The organism is Methyloparacoccus murrellii (assembly GCF_054657115.1).
Window position 1 is genome coordinate 39,640 of record NZ_BAAHXD010000011.1, and the last position, 16,203, is coordinate 55,842.

The 16,203-nt window shown below is 65.9% G+C and carries 12 protein-coding genes; 7 read left to right on the forward strand and 5 right to left on the reverse strand.

Annotation, left to right across the window (positions count from 1 at the left end; genetic code table 11):
* Positions 1 to 59: 59 nt before the first annotated feature.
* The gene (locus ACYQ1H_RS04875) at positions 60 to 3,416 is read left to right on the forward strand and encodes a GH36-type glycosyl hydrolase domain-containing protein (protein WP_460026940.1); all 3,357 of its coding nucleotides are present in this window, start codon (positions 60 to 62) and stop codon (positions 3,414 to 3,416) included.
* Between the two features lie 290 nt (positions 3,417 to 3,706).
* Here ACYQ1H_RS04875 and dtd read toward each other — a convergent pair whose 3' ends face one another.
* The 5 genes from dtd to ACYQ1H_RS04900 all read right to left on the reverse strand — a co-directional run bounded on the left by dtd (position 3,707) and on the right by ACYQ1H_RS04900 (position 7,740).
* Complete coding sequence (dtd, locus tag ACYQ1H_RS04880) at positions 3,707 to 4,198, reverse strand: D-aminoacyl-tRNA deacylase (RefSeq protein WP_460026941.1); 492 nt, start codon at positions 4,196 to 4,198, stop codon at positions 3,707 to 3,709.
* 3 nt (positions 4,199 to 4,201) lie between these two features.
* On the reverse strand, positions 4,202 to 4,522 hold the full coding sequence (locus ACYQ1H_RS04885; RefSeq protein ID WP_460026942.1) for a rhodanese-like domain-containing protein: 321 nt from the start codon (positions 4,520 to 4,522) through the stop codon (positions 4,202 to 4,204).
* Between the two features lie 64 nt (positions 4,523 to 4,586).
* Complete coding sequence (gene sucD, locus ACYQ1H_RS04890; RefSeq protein ID WP_460026943.1) at positions 4,587 to 5,477, reverse strand: succinate--CoA ligase subunit alpha; 891 nt, start codon at positions 5,475 to 5,477, stop codon at positions 4,587 to 4,589.
* Positions 5,474 to 6,658 (reverse strand): ADP-forming succinate--CoA ligase subunit beta, encoded by a 1,185-nt coding sequence (gene sucC, locus ACYQ1H_RS04895; RefSeq protein WP_460026944.1) that lies wholly within the window; start codon positions 6,656 to 6,658, stop codon positions 5,474 to 5,476. Before sucC ends, sucD begins: the two co-directional genes overlap by 4 nt.
* Before the next feature lie 116 nt (positions 6,659 to 6,774).
* Positions 6,775 to 7,740, reverse strand: coding sequence for an HpcH/HpaI aldolase/citrate lyase family protein (locus ACYQ1H_RS04900; protein WP_460026945.1), 966 nt, complete (start codon positions 7,738 to 7,740; stop codon positions 6,775 to 6,777).
* A gap of 442 nt (positions 7,741 to 8,182) precedes the next feature.
* Here ACYQ1H_RS04900 and ACYQ1H_RS04905 point away from each other — a divergent pair, with 442 nt between their 5' ends.
* The 6 genes from ACYQ1H_RS04905 to ACYQ1H_RS04930 all read left to right on the forward strand — a co-directional run bounded on the left by ACYQ1H_RS04905 (position 8,183) and on the right by ACYQ1H_RS04930 (position 16,174).
* Positions 8,183 to 9,139 carry a hypothetical protein gene (locus ACYQ1H_RS04905; protein ID WP_460026946.1) on the forward strand — a complete coding sequence of 319 codons (957 nt, stop codon included), beginning with the start codon at positions 8,183 to 8,185 and terminating at the stop codon, positions 9,137 to 9,139.
* 226 nt (positions 9,140 to 9,365) lie between these two features.
* Positions 9,366 to 10,571 (forward strand): tyrosine-type recombinase/integrase, encoded by a 1,206-nt coding sequence (locus tag ACYQ1H_RS04910; protein ID WP_103018484.1) that lies wholly within the window; start codon positions 9,366 to 9,368, stop codon positions 10,569 to 10,571.
* Positions 10,568 to 11,731, forward strand: a complete 1,164-nt coding sequence (locus tag ACYQ1H_RS04915; RefSeq protein ID WP_460026947.1) for a PDDEXK nuclease domain-containing protein — start codon at positions 10,568 to 10,570, stop codon at positions 11,729 to 11,731. The genes ACYQ1H_RS04910 and ACYQ1H_RS04915 overlap by 4 nt, the downstream gene beginning before the upstream one ends.
* Positions 11,732 to 12,035: 304 nt before the next feature.
* Positions 12,036 to 12,446, forward strand: a complete 411-nt coding sequence (locus tag ACYQ1H_RS04920) for a hypothetical protein (protein WP_460026948.1) — start codon at positions 12,036 to 12,038, stop codon at positions 12,444 to 12,446.
* A gap of 780 nt (positions 12,447 to 13,226) precedes the next feature.
* Entirely contained in the window at positions 13,227 to 14,057 is an 831-nt protein-coding gene (locus ACYQ1H_RS04925) for a DUF932 domain-containing protein (RefSeq protein WP_103018488.1), read from the forward strand.
* Between the two features lie 65 nt (positions 14,058 to 14,122).
* Entirely contained in the window at positions 14,123 to 16,174 is a 2,052-nt protein-coding gene (locus tag ACYQ1H_RS04930) for a ParB/RepB/Spo0J family partition protein (protein ID WP_460026949.1), read from the forward strand.
* The last annotated feature ends 29 nt before the right edge of the window (positions 16,175 to 16,203 follow it).

The following is a 16,203-nucleotide window of genomic DNA, read 5'->3' on the forward strand; positions in this document are numbered from 1 at the left end:
CGGCCGCATCATCGCCACCGGCTGCCCATCTCGCGCAGCCACGAAACCCGGATAGCCGCATGTCCCAGCCCAGCCAGTTTCCCCAACGCCTCGTCAGCGCCAGCGGACTGACCGCGACGATCAACGCCAACGGTACCCTGCGGCGCCTGGATTATGGCGATATCGTTGTCAATCTCTTTCCCGCCAACGAGCTTGAGCCGGGGCTGGTCAATCTGTATCTGCGCCGGCACGACGAATCCGTGACCTTCACGCCCCTGCTGGGGCCGGGCAGTCCTGCCACTTTCCGGATCGAGCAGGGTTGCTTCATCGCCTGCGGCGAATGGTCGGGTATCCGCTACCGGGCCTGCCTCGTGCTGGCCGAGGCGTCCCCCGCCTGGTTCTGGCGGGTGAGGCTGGAAAACACCGGCACCGAGCTTGTCCGGCTCGATCTGATCCATACGCAGGACCTGGCCCTGGCGAGCTACGGCGCGATCCGCCTGAACGAGTACTACGTCAGCCAGTATCTGGATCATGCGCCGATCCGGCACCCACGCCGGGGGCGGGTGGTCGCCACCCGCCAGAACCTGGCGGTGGGCGGGCGCCATCCCTGGTGCCTGCTGGGAGCGCTGGGCGAGGGTGCCGCCTGCGCCACCGATGCCTTGCAGGTGTTCGGCTTCGCGGGACGCACCGGCGCGCCGCCGCCCGGTCTGCTCCGGGGGCTGCCGGATGAGCGCTGGCAGCACGAGCATGCCATGGTGGCGATCCAGGATGCGCCCTTCAGCCTCGCTCCCGGCGAAACGGTCGAGCGCGGTTTCTTCGGCTGGCTGGAGGCACACCATCCGGATGCCAGCTCGGCGGCGGATCTTGCGTTCGTCGACCGGGCGCTGGCCCTGCCGGAATGCTCCGCAGCGTTGCCGGCCGGCGACGGCCCGGCGTGGCCTTCCGGCGCCGGCCTGTTCAGCCGCCAGACCGGGCTGACGGCGCAGGATCTTGACGAATCCGAGCTGGACCGCTGGTTCGGCAACCCGCGCCGCCTGGAAGAGCGGGACGACGGCCACTTGCTGTCGTTCTTCCTGGAGGGGTGCCGTCATGGCGTGCTGCGACGCAAGGAACTGGCGGTGCTGCGGCCGCATGGCCACATTCTGCGCAGCGGCGGCACGCTGCTGCCGGACGAGGCGGCCATGACCTCCACCGTCTGGATGGATGGCGTGTTCCACTCGATGGTCACGCAGGGGCACGTCAGCATCAACCGTTTCCTGTCCACCACCCACGGCTATCTGAGCCTGTTCCGCAGCCACGGTCAGCGTATCTTCATCGAGACGGCGGCAGGCTGGCGGCGGCTGGATCTGCCGTCGGCCTTCGACATGCGGCCGGACGCCTGCCGCTGGCTTTACCGGCTCCCGGAGGTGCTGATCGAGATTCGCAGCGCCGCCCTGACGACATGTCATGCGCTGACCCTGGACATCGTCGTCCATGAGGGATCGCCGATGCGCTGCCTGGTCACCCATCACGTGGCGCTGAACGGTGACGATGGCAGCGAGTCTCGGGCCGTGCTCTGGGAGAGGCATGGCGCCGGCGTGCGCGTCCGGGCGCTGCCTGACAGCGATGTCGGCCGGCGTTTCCCGGCCGGCGGTTTCCTGATCGAACCCCAGCCGGGCACGACGATCGAGGCCATCGACGACGACCGATGCCTGTTCGACGACGGCAGGCGTCGCGGGCTGCCGTTCCTCTGCCTGGTGCTGTCGCCGGCCCGCGAGCGACGGCTACGGCTTACCGCCGACCTGGTGCCGGCGCCCGCGACCGGCCTGGAGGATGCCGACGGCTACTGGCGCATGGTGACGGCCGGCCTGGCGATTTCCGCCCCGGCGCCCCTGCCAGTGCAGCGCCTGGCCGAAATCCTGCCCTGGTTCGTGCACAACGCCCTCGTCCATTTCCTCTCGCCGCGCGGGCTGGAGCAGTATTCCGGCGGTGGCTGGGGCACGCGCGACGTCACCCAGGGTCCCGTCGAGCTGATGCTGGCCATTGGTCAGTCCGCGCCCGTGCGGGAGTTGCTGCTGCGGGTCTTCCGTCAGCAGAACCCGGATGGCGACTGGCCGCAGTGGTTCATGTTCTTCGAGCGCGAGCGCCTGATCCGGCCCGGCGATTCGCATGGCGACATCGTCTTCTGGCCCTTGCTGGCCCTGGCGCAGTATCTGGTCGCAACCGGCGACACTGGCGTGCTGGAGGCACCCGTGCCATTTTTCGCCGACGATGCGGCGCAGGCCGGGCCGGTCCCCCTCTGGCAGCATGTCGAGCGGGCGCTGGCGCTGATCCAGGCGCGGGTGATTCCCGGGACGCATCTGGCCGCCTATGGCCATGGTGACTGGAACGATTCCCTGCAGCCCGCCGATCCCGCGCTGCGGGAGCGGCTCTGCAGCGCCTGGACCGTCACCCTGCATTACCAGACGCTGACGACCCTGGCCCAGGCGCTGGGCCTTATCGGCCAGGTCGCGCCGGCTGCGGCCCTGGAGTCCATGGCGGGCGAGGTGGCGGCCGATTTCCGCCGCCATTTACTGGTGGATGGCGTCATCGCCGGTTACGCGTATTTCGGGGTAGACGGCGACGTCGACTATCTGCTGCATCCGCGCGACCGCAGAACCGGCCTGACCTACAGCCTGCTGCCGATGATCCACGCCGTGATCAACGACATGCTGGCGCCCGACGAGGCCCGCCAGCATCTGGCACTGATCCGCCAGCACCTGCGAGGTCCGGACGGGGCGCATCTGTTCGACTGGCCGATGGCGTACCGTGGCGGTCCCGTGCGCATCTTCCAGCGCGCCGAGAGCAGCAGTTTCTTCGGCCGCGAGATCGGCAACATGTATACCCATGCGCACCTGCGCTATGCCGAGGCGCTGTGGCGGGTCGGCGATGCCGAGGGTTTCTGCGAGGCCCTGTCGCAGATCGTGCCCATCGACATCAAGGCCCAGGTGGCGGCCGCCGCTCCCCGCCAGGCCAATTGCTATTACTCCAGCTCGGACGCGGCATTCCGGGACCGCTATCGGGCTCATGCTGACTATCGGCGCGCCCTGACCGGCGACATCCCCCTGGAGGGCGGCTGGCGGGTCTACTCCAGCGGTGCGGGCATTGCCACCAGCCTGATACTGCGCTGCCTCCTCGGCCTTCGTCGCTCGGCCACGCATCTGGTGGTCGATCCCCTGTTGCCGGCCTGCTGCGACGGGCTGCGGGTGAGGCTCGATCTGTATGGCCACCCGTTCGATATCCACTACCAGGTCGGCCCCGTCGGCTGCGGTCCTCTCTCACTGACGCTGAACGGGGTGGATCTGCCGTTCCGGCGGCTCGACAATCCCTATCGCACAGGGGGCGTGGAGGTCCCCCGTGCACGCATCCTGGAAAGGCTTGGGGAAGCGCCGGGCTGCCTGACCGTCAGGCTGGGCTGAGTCGCACCCCGCCCGAGCGGCGCTCGGATATGCCGAGCTTGCCGAGGCTTGTCGGGGTGGTCATGGGCTGCTGGCCGAGCAAGGTCACCGGGCCGGCCAGGCCGGGGTTGCGCAAAATCGAGGATCGGCCGGCGGGGCCCAGGCAGGTACCCGCGAAACCCGGCAGCAAGCCGGGGCGCTGTGCCCGCCTGGGAGAGGGCATCCGGTTGCGGTTTGCGCAAGTATGCGACCCGTCCCCCGTCTCGGGCAGGCGATGATGGGGACGCGGGGAAGCGGCGAGTCCGGTCGGGTCAGGCAGCGGGATGCGGCAGGGGATTCCGGTATACGCCTGCCGGGCCCGCCGGCGCCACTCGCAGGCAGAAGGTGACCGGGCCATCGTTCACCAGCGATACCTGCATGTCGGCGCCGAACTGGCCGGTGGCGACGGTCGGGTGTCGTTGTCGCACCTGTTCCACCAGCGCTGCGAACAGTCGGCGGCCGGTCTCGGGCTCCGCCGCCGGGGTGAAGCTGGGGCGCATGCCTTTGCGGGTGTCGGCGGCGAGAGTGAACTGGGAGATCAGCAGCACGCCACCGCCGACCTCGCCGACATTCAGGTTCATCCTGCCGGTCGTGTCGCCGAAGACGCGATAGCCCAGCAGCCGTTCCGCCAGTCGCACGGCCTCGGCCTCGCCGTCGCCCTTCTCCACTGCGACCAGGGCGACCAGGCCGTGACCGATGCGCCCGATGCTTTCGCCGTGCACCGTCACCTCGGCGCGGGTGACGCGCTGGATGACGGCAATCATGGATCAGTAGCGTGGCATTGCCGGGTCGATCGTCTGGGCCCAGGCATCGATGCCGCCCTGCAGGTTGGTGATGCGGGTATAGCCTTGCGATTCCAGGAACTGGGCCACGGCCTGGCTGCGCATGCCGTGATGGCAGACGGTGACGATCTCGGCTGCCGCGTCGAGTTCGCTCAGCCGGGACGGTACGCTGTTCATGGGGATGTTGATGCTGCCGTCGATCCGGCAGTGGGCGAATTCGTGTGGTTCGCGCACATCCAGGAGCATCGGCGCATCATCGGCCGATTTGAGCAGGGTGTCGAGTTCGGCAGGGCTGATCTGGCGCATGGGCATTCTGTTCTGGGCTGGGGCGGAGCCGCCCGTGGTGGGTGACGGCTCCGGGCAGGCGGGCCTATCGGACGGCGATGCCGCGTTCCTGCATGGCCTGGAGCACGGTCCGGCCGATATGGGCCGGGTTGCGGGCGACATAGTGGCCCAGTTGCTCCATGGCATCCATCTTGGCCGCGGCGGTGTCCGCCTCGCTGGCGATGATGGCGCCGGCGTGGCCCATGCGGCGGCCGGGCGGCGCGGCGAGGCCGGCGACGAAGCCGATCAGCGGCTTGCTCAGGTTCTCCTTGGCCCAGCGGGCGGCGGCGACTTCCTGCGGTCCGCCGATCTCGCCGATCATCACCACGACTTCCGTTTCCGGGTCGGCCTCGAAGGCCTTGAGCACGGTGACGAAGTCGGTGCCGTTCACGGGGTCGCCGCCGATGCCGACCGAGGTGGTGATGCCCAGTCCCAGGGCGGCCATCTGCTCGGTGGCTTCATAGTTGAGCGTGCCCGAGCGCGAGACGATGCCGACATTGCCCTTGCGGTAGATGTTCGAGGGCATGATGCCGACCTTGCACTCGCCCGGGGTGATGATGCCGGGGGTGTTGGGGCCGATGATGATGGCGTCCTTGCCGACCCGGTAACGTTGCAGGCGCACCATGTCGTGGATCGGGATGCCGTCGGCGATGGTGACGGCGACCTTGATGCCGGCGTCGATGGCCTCCATCAGGGCGTCGGCGTTGAAGGGCGGGGGTACGAACACGGCCGAAACATCGGCGCCGGTGGCGGCGACGGCCTCGGCGACGGTATCGAATACCGGCAGCCCGAGGTGGGTGGTGCCGCCCTTGCCGGGCGTGACGCCGCCGACCACCCGGGTTCCCATGCTCATGGCGTCCTGCGCATGGAAGGTGGCGTGCTCGCCGGTGAAGCCCTGGAAGATGACCTTGGAGTGCTTGTTGACGAATACGCTCATGGCTGTTGTTCCTTGACGATGGCGACAGCCTTGGCGGCCGCGTTATCCAGATTTTCCGCGGTGATGAAGGACAGGCCCGATTCGGCCAGGATTTTCCGGCCCTCCTCGACGTTGGTGCCGGCCAGGCGGACGATCAGCGGAACCTGTATCTTGAGGCTGTCGCAGGCCTGGATGAGCCCCTTGGCGATCCAGTCGCAACGATTGATGCCGGCAAAGATGTTGACCAGGATGCACCTGACGTTGGGGTCTTCCAGTACGATGCGGCAGGCGTTGGTGACCTTTTCCGGCGAGGCGCCGCCGCCGACGTCCAGGAAATTCGCCGGACGTCCGCCGTGCAGGGTGATGGCGTCCAGCGAGGCCATGGCCAGGCCGGCGCCATTGACGATGCAGCCGATGTTGCCATCCAGGGCGATGTAGTTGAGGCCATGGCCGGTGGCCTCGACTTCCTTGGGGTCTTCCTCGGCCAGGTCGCGCATCTCGACGATGGTCTTCTGCCGGTAGAGGGCGTTGTCGTCGAAATTGAACTTGGCGTCCAGCACCATCAGCTTTTCGTCCTCTCCGCCGCTGCCGACCACTGCCAGCGGGTTGATTTCCGCCTGCAGGGCGTCGCGATCGCGCAGGCAGCGGTAGATGGCCTTCATCAGCTTGACCATCTGCGGCATCAGCTTGCCCTTCAGGCCGATGGCGGTGGCCACCTTGCGGCACTGGAAGTCGCGCAGGCCGATGGCGGGATCGATGACTTCCCTGATGATCTTGTCGGGCGATGTCTTGGCGACTTCCTCGATGTCCATGCCGCCCTCGCTCGAGGCGATGACGGTAATGCGCTGCGTGCCGCGGTCGATGACGAAGCCGAGGTAGAACTCCCGGCGGATCGGGCTGGCTTCCTCGATCCAGACACGCTGCACCAGCGAGCCTTCGGGCCCCGTCTGATGCGTGACCAGGCGCGTGCCGATCATGGCCTCGGCGGCCTTCTTGACCTCATCCAGGGCATCGACGACCTTGACGCCGCCCGCCTTGCCGCGGCCACCGGCGTGGATCTGCGCCTTGACGACCCAGCGGCTGCCGCCCAGCTCTTCGGCTACCTGGCGGGCCTGCGTGGGATTGAAGGCGACGCCGCCGGTGGGGACCGGAACGCCATAGGATTGCAGGAGTTCCTTGGCTTGGTACTCATGGATGTTCACGGGTGCTGTTTCCTCTGCTTCTGACAGGTGCCGGACCGTGGCGGGGACGGCGGTTGGCGTGGTATACGCGTGCTCGCGGCGGCGGGGATGGCCCGTGGTGGCCCCCCGCCCGCCGTTCAGTGCTGGCGTGCCTCGATCTGCTCGATCTGCTTGACGACGTTCTCCGCCATGCGGATGGAGGCGGCATCGATCAGGCGACCCTCCAGGGAGACGGCGCCCTTGCCCTCACGGGCGGCCTTTTCCATTTCGACCAGGATGCGGCGGGCGCGGTCGACCTCCTTGGCCGTCGGGGTGAAGACGTCGTTGGCCAGTTCCACCTGCGAGGGGTGAATGGCCCATTTGCCTTCGCAGCCCAGCGCGGCGGCGCGCCGGGCGGCGACCTTGTAGCCTTCCGGATCGTTGAAGTCGCCGAAGGGGCCGTCGATGGGGCGCAGGCCATAGGCGCGGCAGGCCGCCACCATGCGGGAAATGCCGAAGTGCCACTGGTCGCCCCAGTGATAGGCGCGGTGCCCCTGTTCGTCCGGGTCGGTGAGCATGCCGTACTCCGGATTGGCGCCGCCGATCTGGGTGGTGCGGGCGCGCACCGAGGCGGCGTAGTCGGCCACGCCGAAGACCATCGCCTCCAGGCGCTCGGGGCAGGCCCGGGCGATTTCCTCGACATTGGCCATGCCCATCGCGGTCTCGATGAGAATGTGAATATTGATCGGTTTGAGGCCCTTCGCGGCCTCGATCTGCGACAGCAATGTTGCCACGAAGTAGACGTCGGCGGCGCTACCAACCTTGGGGATGAGGATGGTGTCCAGCTTGTCGCCACAGGTCTCGACGATATCGACCAGGTCCCGGTAGGCATAGTGCGTATCCAGGCCGTTCATGCGGATGGACACGGCGCAGCGGGACCAGTCGTAGGTGTTGAGGGCCTCGATGATGTTGGTCCGGGCCTGTTCCTTGTCGTCCGGCGCAACAGCGTCCTCAAGGTCGAGGAAGACCACATCCGCGCCCGACAGGGGGGCCTTTTCCAGCATGCGCTTGTTGCTGCCGGGTACTGCCAGTTCGCTGCGGTGCAAGCGATTCTTTACCGCCATGGTGTCTTGCCTCGTGTCAATGTTGGGTGGATTCGGAGGGTGCCCGGCTACTGACCACTTGGCCAGCGTGCCCATCGCAAGGCAAGGACCGGCCGGTGAGGGGTGATGGCGTCATCACCTGCGGCTGGATATGGCCCGGGCTGGAATCAAGCCGCCAATTATAACCTGATCGGACCGGTCTTGCGTCGTGAGGTGTCATTTATGCAACAAATGCCGGCGTGCCAATGTCACTGTTGTCTGTCGGGATAACAATCCGTTTCGTGGGGATGGCTGTGGGGGGATTTGGCCGGCCCGTAACCTGATCTCAGGCGGCCTGAAAGTCCCGGCAGGACAAAAAAGTTGTAAAAATGAAGGAATTTGATACGATTAGGCACTGCAACAACAATTGTTGTAGGTTGGCAACCAATACATTCCTAACTCCAAAGTAAGGAGACCTATAATCATGAAAGCGCTCAAGAACACCCTGAGCCTGGCCGCCGCGGTCAGCACAGGCGTGGCTATGGCAGCCATGGCCCCCGAGGCACTGGCCCACAAGACCAGCACGTCCGCCAAGAAGACCACGGCCACCCATCATTCCAGCAGCTACAGCAGCACCGCCGCGACTCTGCGTGCCGACGACGCCCGCCTGCGCGCGCTGGAAGACGAGGTCAGCGTACTGCGCAACGAACTCAGCGCCACCAAGGCGGCCCACGCCGAGGTCGAGACCAAGCAGCAGCAGCTGGAAACCCAGGTTGCCGAAGAGGCTGCCAAGGAGAATGCCAAGAACAACCTGGTCTTCTTCCGTGGCGGCTTTGCGTCCCTGACCTCCAACCGCAACAACGAACTGCTCACCTCCAACGCGACCCTGTCCCAGTTTTCCGGTGTGCCCTCCAACAACGGCAATGGCAACGGCTGGTACGTCGGCGCTGGTATGGACTTCCGTGCCACGGATGACCTTTGGGGCGCCACCGACCTGATCGCCCTGGACGGCGAACTGATGTTCGAGTACCAGAACTATGGCGAGGGCTACAACGGTTACGCAACGGCCCAGATCTCCAGCTTGGTTGGCGCGCCAGTCAAGGTTCGCAACCAGGTCACCATGCTGACCATCGCGGCGTCGCCGAAGTTGAAGTTCAACCTCATGGACGGCAACTTCCGTCCGTGGATCATCCCGGCCGGTTTCGCAATCAATGTCGTCAGCCCGCCTTCCAGCGGCGTCACCGTGCTCAACCCGGGCCTGATGCTGGGCACCGGTATGGAATATCGCCTCTGGCAGGATATCTGGCTCGGTACCGACTTCCGTTACCAGTTCACCGGCGGCGATCTGAACTACAAGGTCAACTACGGCGGTACCACCTTGCTGCAGAACACCCCGACCCAGGGGCTCACCGCAGGTGGCTATATCGGTATCGGCTTCTAAGTAAAGCCGTTCCGTTTGCCGACCCAAAGGGGCCTTCGGGCCCCTTTTTTGTTTCACGATGACTCCAGCCCGACATTTCGCTGGACTGCGCTGTAGCCCGATACAGCAGGTTTATCAATAACTTACGCGCGTCCATCATATGCCGGTGCTTTCTGAAACCTGACCCGATTTCCCCTCGCGCCGCTCCTATCTGGCTCCTGGAATCGGGTCGTTCCAAGGAGTCATCATGGCAAAGATCAAGCTCACCAAGACCGCCGTAGAGGCGGCACAACCCCAGGCCACGGCCATCGAACTGCGGGACACCGTGGTGCCCGGATTCCTCTGCAAGATCACCCCGGCGGGCCGTCGGGTGTTCATGCTCCAGTACCGCACGAACGCCGGAGAGCGCCGCAAGCCCGCCTTGGGTTTGTTCGGGGAACTGACGGTTGAACAGGCCCGCGTCATGGCCCAGGACTGGCTGGCCGAGGTTCGCCGGGGCGGCGACCCCGGCGGCGCCAAGGCCGAGGCGCGCAAGGCGCCTACGATAGCCGAGTTGTGCAAGAAGTTCATGGAGGACTACTCCAAGAAGCGCAACAAGCCCAGCACGCAGGAAGGCTATCAGGGCGTCATCGACCGCTGCATCATCCCGCTGCTAGGCCGCAAGAAGGTTCAGGACGTGAAACGGCCCGACATTGCCGGCCTGATGGAGAAGCTGGCCTACAAGCCGACCGAAGCGAACAAGGCTTTCGGCGTGCTGCGCAAGATGTTCAACCTGGCCGAAGTGTGGGGCTTCCGCCCGGACGGCACGAATCCGTGCCGCCACGTTCCGATGTACCCGCCTGGCAAGGAAACGCGGCTCATCGTGGACGATGAACTGGTGCGCGTCTTCCGCCAGTTGGAGAAGCTGGAAGCGGAGGTACTGGAGAACTACGTCATTCCGCTGGCGATCCGGCTGCAATTCGAGTTCGCTGCGCGTCGCTCCGAAATCTGCCCGCTCGAATGGGATTGGCTGGATTTCGAGGGGCGGCGAGTGAAGTGGCCTGACAGCAAGACCGGCGGCATGTCCAAGCCCATGAGCGCGGAAGCCTATCGGCTGCTTTCGACGGCTCCGCGCCGGGAAGGCTGCCCCTATGTCCTGCCTTCGCCCAACGACCCGGACAAGCACCTGACCTTCGGCGAGCACTACGGTGGCTGGTGCCGAGTGCTCAAGGCCGCTGGCGTGCCGCACGTTGGCACGCACGGCATCCGCCACCGCTCGGCGACGGACATTGCCAATTCCGGCGTCCCCATCAAGGTCGGCATGGAGCTGACCCAGCACAAGACCGTCGCGCAGTTCATGCACTACGTCCACACCGAGGACAAGCCGGTGCGCGATGCGGCCGAGCTGGTGGCCAGCCGGCGGCAGGCCATCACGGGCGCGCGGCAGAGCCAGCCGCAGGAGGCGACAGCATGAACAGCAAGAAATCGGCCGCAGTGGCGGTCAAGCCTGCCGCCTTGCCTGCCGGCTACGCCGGCATCCATGGCGGCATCGTGGAACTGCTCGACGCTGCACGCCGTGCAACAGCGCGCAGCGTCAATGCGCTGATGACCGCCAGCTATTGGGAAATCGGCCGCCGCATCGTGGAGGCCGAGCAGCAGGGCAAACGCCGCGCAGGCTATGGCGAGCAGTTGATCGAACGGCTGTCTGCCGACTTGACTGCGCAGTTCGGGCGTGGGTTCAGCCGCCCGAACTTGCAGCAGATGCGGTCGTTCTTCCTGACCTGGCCAATTCGCCAGACAGTGTCTAGCGAATCTTCCCTAACGCCGTCGCAAGGGCATTTCCTGCTGGCGCAGGGGCGCCCTGGGCGGCTGGACGAACTGGCCCAGGTCTTCCCCTTGCCGTGGTCGGCCTATGTGCGGCTGCTGATGGTCAAGGACGACCACGCGCGCCAGTTCTACGAAGCAGAGGCCCTGCGCGGCGGCTGGAGCGTGCGCCAGCTCGACCGGCAGATCGGCAGCCAGTTCTACGAGCGCACGGCGCTGTCGAAGAACAAGGCGGCGGTGCTGGTCAAGGGCGCCGTGCCGAAGCCGGACGACGCCGTGACGGTCGATGATGCGATCAAAGACCCGTATGTGCTGGAGTTCCTCGACCTCAAGGACGAGTATTCGGAATCCGACCTCGAACAAGCCTTGATTCGACGGCTGGAGGATTTTCTGCTTGAGCTTGGCGACGGCTTCACCTTCGTCGGGCGGCAACGTCGCTTGCGCATTGACCAGACGTGGTATCGCGTCGATCTGCTGTTTTTCCATCGGCGCTTGCGCTGCCTGGTCATCATCGACTTGAAGCTCGGTGCGCTGACCCATGCCGATGTGGGTCAGATGCACTTGTATTGCAACTATGCGAAGGAACACTGGACGTTCCCCGAGGAAAATCCGCCCGTGGGCCTGATCCTCTGCGCCGACAAGGGACACGCCTTGGCGCGGTACGCGCTGGAAGGCTTGCCCAATAAGGTGATGGCGGCGAACTACAAGATGGTGCTGCCGGATGCCGAAGTGCTGCAAAAGGAACTGGAGAACACGCGGCGGCTGATCGAATCTCGCGTGACCCTGCTTCCCAAGAGGCGCAAGCAATAACCGGGCGTCTCGGCGTGCCGCCGTCGGGCTCGCGGGCTACGCCCCGCGCTTCGTGCCGAATCGCGGCCATCCGGCTTTGATCCCTGACGCCTCCGGCCCTCTCGGGCCTGCGCGCTGCGCTTGCCCAAAGGCGGGTGTGTGCAGCGGGCGGGGTGTGGGCGGTCTTGCTGTTCCCTTCACCGTATCACGGCGTTCTCGCCGTCAATGACTGCGCGTGCAGGCACGCTTGCGGCCTAGCGGCCGTCTTCGATCTTTGACTGCTTGCGCTGCGCCGTGAGGGCGACGGTTCCGGGCAATTCCGCCCGTGCAACCGGAGATCGTCATGAACGACAAATCACACGTTTCACTCGAACAGCATGTTTGCCTCGTTTGCGGCACGGCGTTCGATACCGGCGCCATCCTGCTGGACAAGCGCCTGCGCGCGAGCATGGGGCGCCATACGGCGACAGGCTGGGGCCTGTGCCCCGAGCATCAGAAGCTGGCCGACGATGGCTTTGTGGCGCTGGTCGAATGCGATCCGCAGCGCAGCGATTCGCAGGCCGGCGGGCGCATGAAGCCCGAGCAGGCGTACCGGACGGGCCGACTGGCCCATCTGCGGCGCACGGTGTTCGCGCAGATGTTCAACATGCCGATCGAGGACGAGCAGGCTTGCGTGTTCGTTGAGCCTGGCGTGATCGAACAGTTGCAGTCGATGACGGCGCCGGCGGCGAGCTGATCGCGCCGCGCTGCCTTCGGTGCGTCGTTCCTTCGGGAGCGGCGCACCTTTCTTTTTGCTGCGCCCGGTGCCGATGCCTTCGCGCCTGCGGCGCTGCGCGCTGTGCTTGCCTCCAGGGGAAAGCCCTGCGGGCTATCCCCGCCGCGCAGGCTTGGCGCCCCTTGAAGACCGCCGACCCGGCTACGCCGGATCGGCCAGACCGCATTTGCAACAGATCCACGATGCCCTGCGTGTGCTCGCCCTGATTCTGTTGTTTCTTCGGCTTTGAAGGCTGGGCGTCCCCGGCCACCTGGGAGATGGCCGGTCGCGCTGTCGTGCGCGTTGCGCATCGAGCCGCCTGCGGCGTCTCGCCCCTGTCGGGCTTCCATCGTTCCCTCGCTCCGCTCGGCTGACGCCTCCGGCCCGGCTTCCAGCTTCGGGCCTGCGCGCTTCGCTTGCCGTGCGGTCGGCGTGTGGGGAGGCCGTTGCCATGTCCAGCCGTCTTCCCTGACTCCATCACCTTGTCCGCGACTGTAGCCCGCGGCCGTGCGCCGTCAAGGCGCGCAGGGCCGTGTCCTCGGCTGCGCCTGCGGGCCGCACCCACCCTGCGCTTGTTTCCTTGACGGCCCCCGTCCGCGCGCTCCTGACCGTCGCGGGCGATGAACTCAGGAAAGACGGTGGCAACAGGGCCAACCGGGTTCCTCGTGCCGACCGCACAGAACAGCCGAAAGGCTGGGCTCCGAATCTTGGAATCCGGTGTGCGGTGTGAACAGCAAACCTCTTTTTGTCAGGAGAAAGACCATGCAACTCGCATCCCGTTTCGCTTCCCGTTCCCCCTCGCTGCGCAGCGATTACCCGCTGTCCGATGACCAGATTCACCGCGTAGCCCCATCCATCTTTGCGGACGCCCCGCACGAAAGCCGTTCGCAGCGGTACGCCTATATCCCCACGGCTGCCGTGTTGACCGAGCTTCGCAAGGAAGGGTTTCAACCCTTCATGGTGACGCAGACCCGCGTGCGCGATGAAGGCAAGCGCGAGCACACCAAACACATGCTGCGCCTGCGCCACGCCAGCCAGATCAACGGTGCGGAGGCTAACGAAATCGTGCTGCTGAACTCGCACGACGGCACCAGCAGCTATCAGATGCTGGCCGGAATGTTCCGGTTCGTGTGCAGCAATGGCCTTGTGTGCGGCGACACCGTGGCCGATGTGCGCGTGCCCCACAAAGGCGATGTTTCCGGGCATGTCATCGAAGGCGCTTACGAAGTCTTGCGCGGCTTCGACCGAGTGAAGGAGTCCCGCGATGCCATGCGTGGGACCACGCTGGACGAAGGTGAAGCCGAAGTGTTCGCCCGTTCCGCGCTGGCGCTCAAGTACGACCCTACCGACAGCAAGCCCGCGCCCATCACCGAATCGCAAATCTTGATGCCGCGCCGGTTCGATGACCGCCGCCCCGACCTGTGGAGCGTGTTCAACCGCACGCAGGAGAACCTGACCAAGGGCGGATTGCATGGCCGCAGCGCCAACGGACGCCGCCAGCAAACCCGACCTGTGCAGGGCATTGATTCCGATGTGCGCCTGAATCGCGCCCTTTGGATGCTGGCCGATGGCCTGCGCCAGTTGAAAGCCTGAACCGTTCCCCCGCCGGAGGGGCGGTTCCCCTCCATTCCCTTGTTTCACTCGATTGGAGATACATCATGAACGCCGTTACCACCACCGAAGCCCAAGCCCTCGACACCCGCGCCAACGTGCTGCAAGCCGCTGACCCGAGCAAGCACATGATTCTGGTTCCGCTGTCGCGGCTGGTGTTGCGCCCCACGGGCCGCAACGTGCGCAAGACCGTCCCGCGCATGTCCATTCCCCAGCTAGCAGCGTCTATCCAGCGCGTGGGCCTGCTGCAAAACCTGATCGTGATTCCCGCCGCCGATGGCGAGCATTACGAGGTGGTGGCCGGTGGCCGTCGCCTCGCCGCGTTGAAGCTGCTGGCGAAAAAACACCGCATCGCCAAGGATTGGGATGTGCCTTGTTTGCAGGTGGCCGATGGCACCGCACGCACGGCCAGCCTCACCGAGAACGTGCAGCGCGAAGCCATGCACCCGGCAGACCAGTTTGAAGCCTTCGCGGCACTGGTGGCCGAAGGCCGGCCCATCGAGGACATTGCGGCGGATTTCAGCGTCACGCCGCTGGTGGTGCAGCGCCGCTTGAAGCTGGCGAATGTCTCGCCGCGCCTGATGGCGGACTATCGGGCCGATGCCGTGACGCTGGATCAGTTGATGGCGTTGTCCATCACCGACGACCACGCCGCGCAGGAAGCCGCTTTCTACGACGCCCCGCAATGGCAGCGCCACTCTTCGCATTTGCGCGAACGCCTCACCGAAAGGGAAATCGACACCTACCGGCATCCGTTGGTGCGCTTCGTCGGGTTGGACAGCTACGAGGCCGCAGGCGGCGGCGTGCGCCGTGATCTGTTCGCGGAAGGCGATGCGGGCGTGTACCTCAACGACGCCGCGCTGCTGGAACGGCTGGCGCAAGACAAGCTGGCGAGCATCGCCGCCGAGGTGAAGGCCGAGGGCTGGGCCTGGGTGGATGCCGCACCCGCTGCCACGTATGCCGACCTGCAAGCCTTCCAGCGTGCCCCGAGGGAGCGCCGCGAGCCGAACAAACGCGAGGCGCAGCGCATCGAAAAGCTGCAAGCCAAGATGCAGGAAGTAGCCGAGGTAGTGGATGCCGCGATGGATGCCGAGGACGAGGACAAGGCCGATGCCTTGCAGGAGGAAGGCGAACGGCTGGGCGAGCAGTTGCAGGCGATGGAGGATGGTTTGCAGGATTACGGCCAGACCGTGAAGGCCGCAGCCGGTGCCATCGTCACCATCGACCGCAACGGCGAGGCCGTGACTCATCGCGGTCTGCTGCGGGAAGCTGAGGCCAAGGCGCTGCGCACGCTGGACCGGCTGCGCCAAGGGTTCGGCAGCGAGGACGCCGTGAACGATGGCGAAGGCGAGGAAGACGAAACGCCCAAGGCTCTCGCCATGTCCGACCGGCTGGCCCAGCGTCTGAGCGCCCACCGCACCGTCGCGCTGCAAATCGGGGTGGCCTGCCGTCCGCAGGTGGCGCTGGCCGCGCTGGTGCATGGCATGGTGCAGACCGTTTTGTTTGATCGCTGCTATGGGCATGACCTGCCGCTGGGCGTGCGCCTCACGGTGCAAGACCGGCTGGAAGGCCTGGCCCCGGATTTGCCGGAATCACTCGCCGCCGTGGCCCTGCGCGAAATGCAGCAGGCATGGGCCGAAAGGCTGCCGCAGGACGATGCCCAATTGTTCCCCGCGTTGCTGGCGATGGGGCAATCTGAACTGATGGCGCTGCTGGCCGCGTGCGTCGCGTCCACGGTGGACGTGGTGACGCCTCGCGCCACGCCGCACCAGCCCGGCGAGGAACTGGCGCAGGCCGTGGGCCTCGACATGGCCGCATGGTGGAAGCCGACCGCCGAAGGCTACTTCAAGCATGTTTCCAAGGCCGTGATTCTGGATGCCGTGGGCGCGTTTGCACCGGAATCCGTCACCCGGCTGGCGAAGCTCAAGAAGGCCGACATTGCCAGCGAAGCGGAACGGCTGGCCGGTGGCACCGGCTGGATGCCCGCCATCTTCAAGGCCGAAGGGCCGGAAGCTGCGCCGGAGGAGCCGCAGGCACAGGATGCCCCGGAGAGTGCCGAGGCAATGGCGGATGAACCCGCCGAGGCGCTGGCTGCTTGACCAGCGCCGAAGGCAAGCGCCCCGGCCTC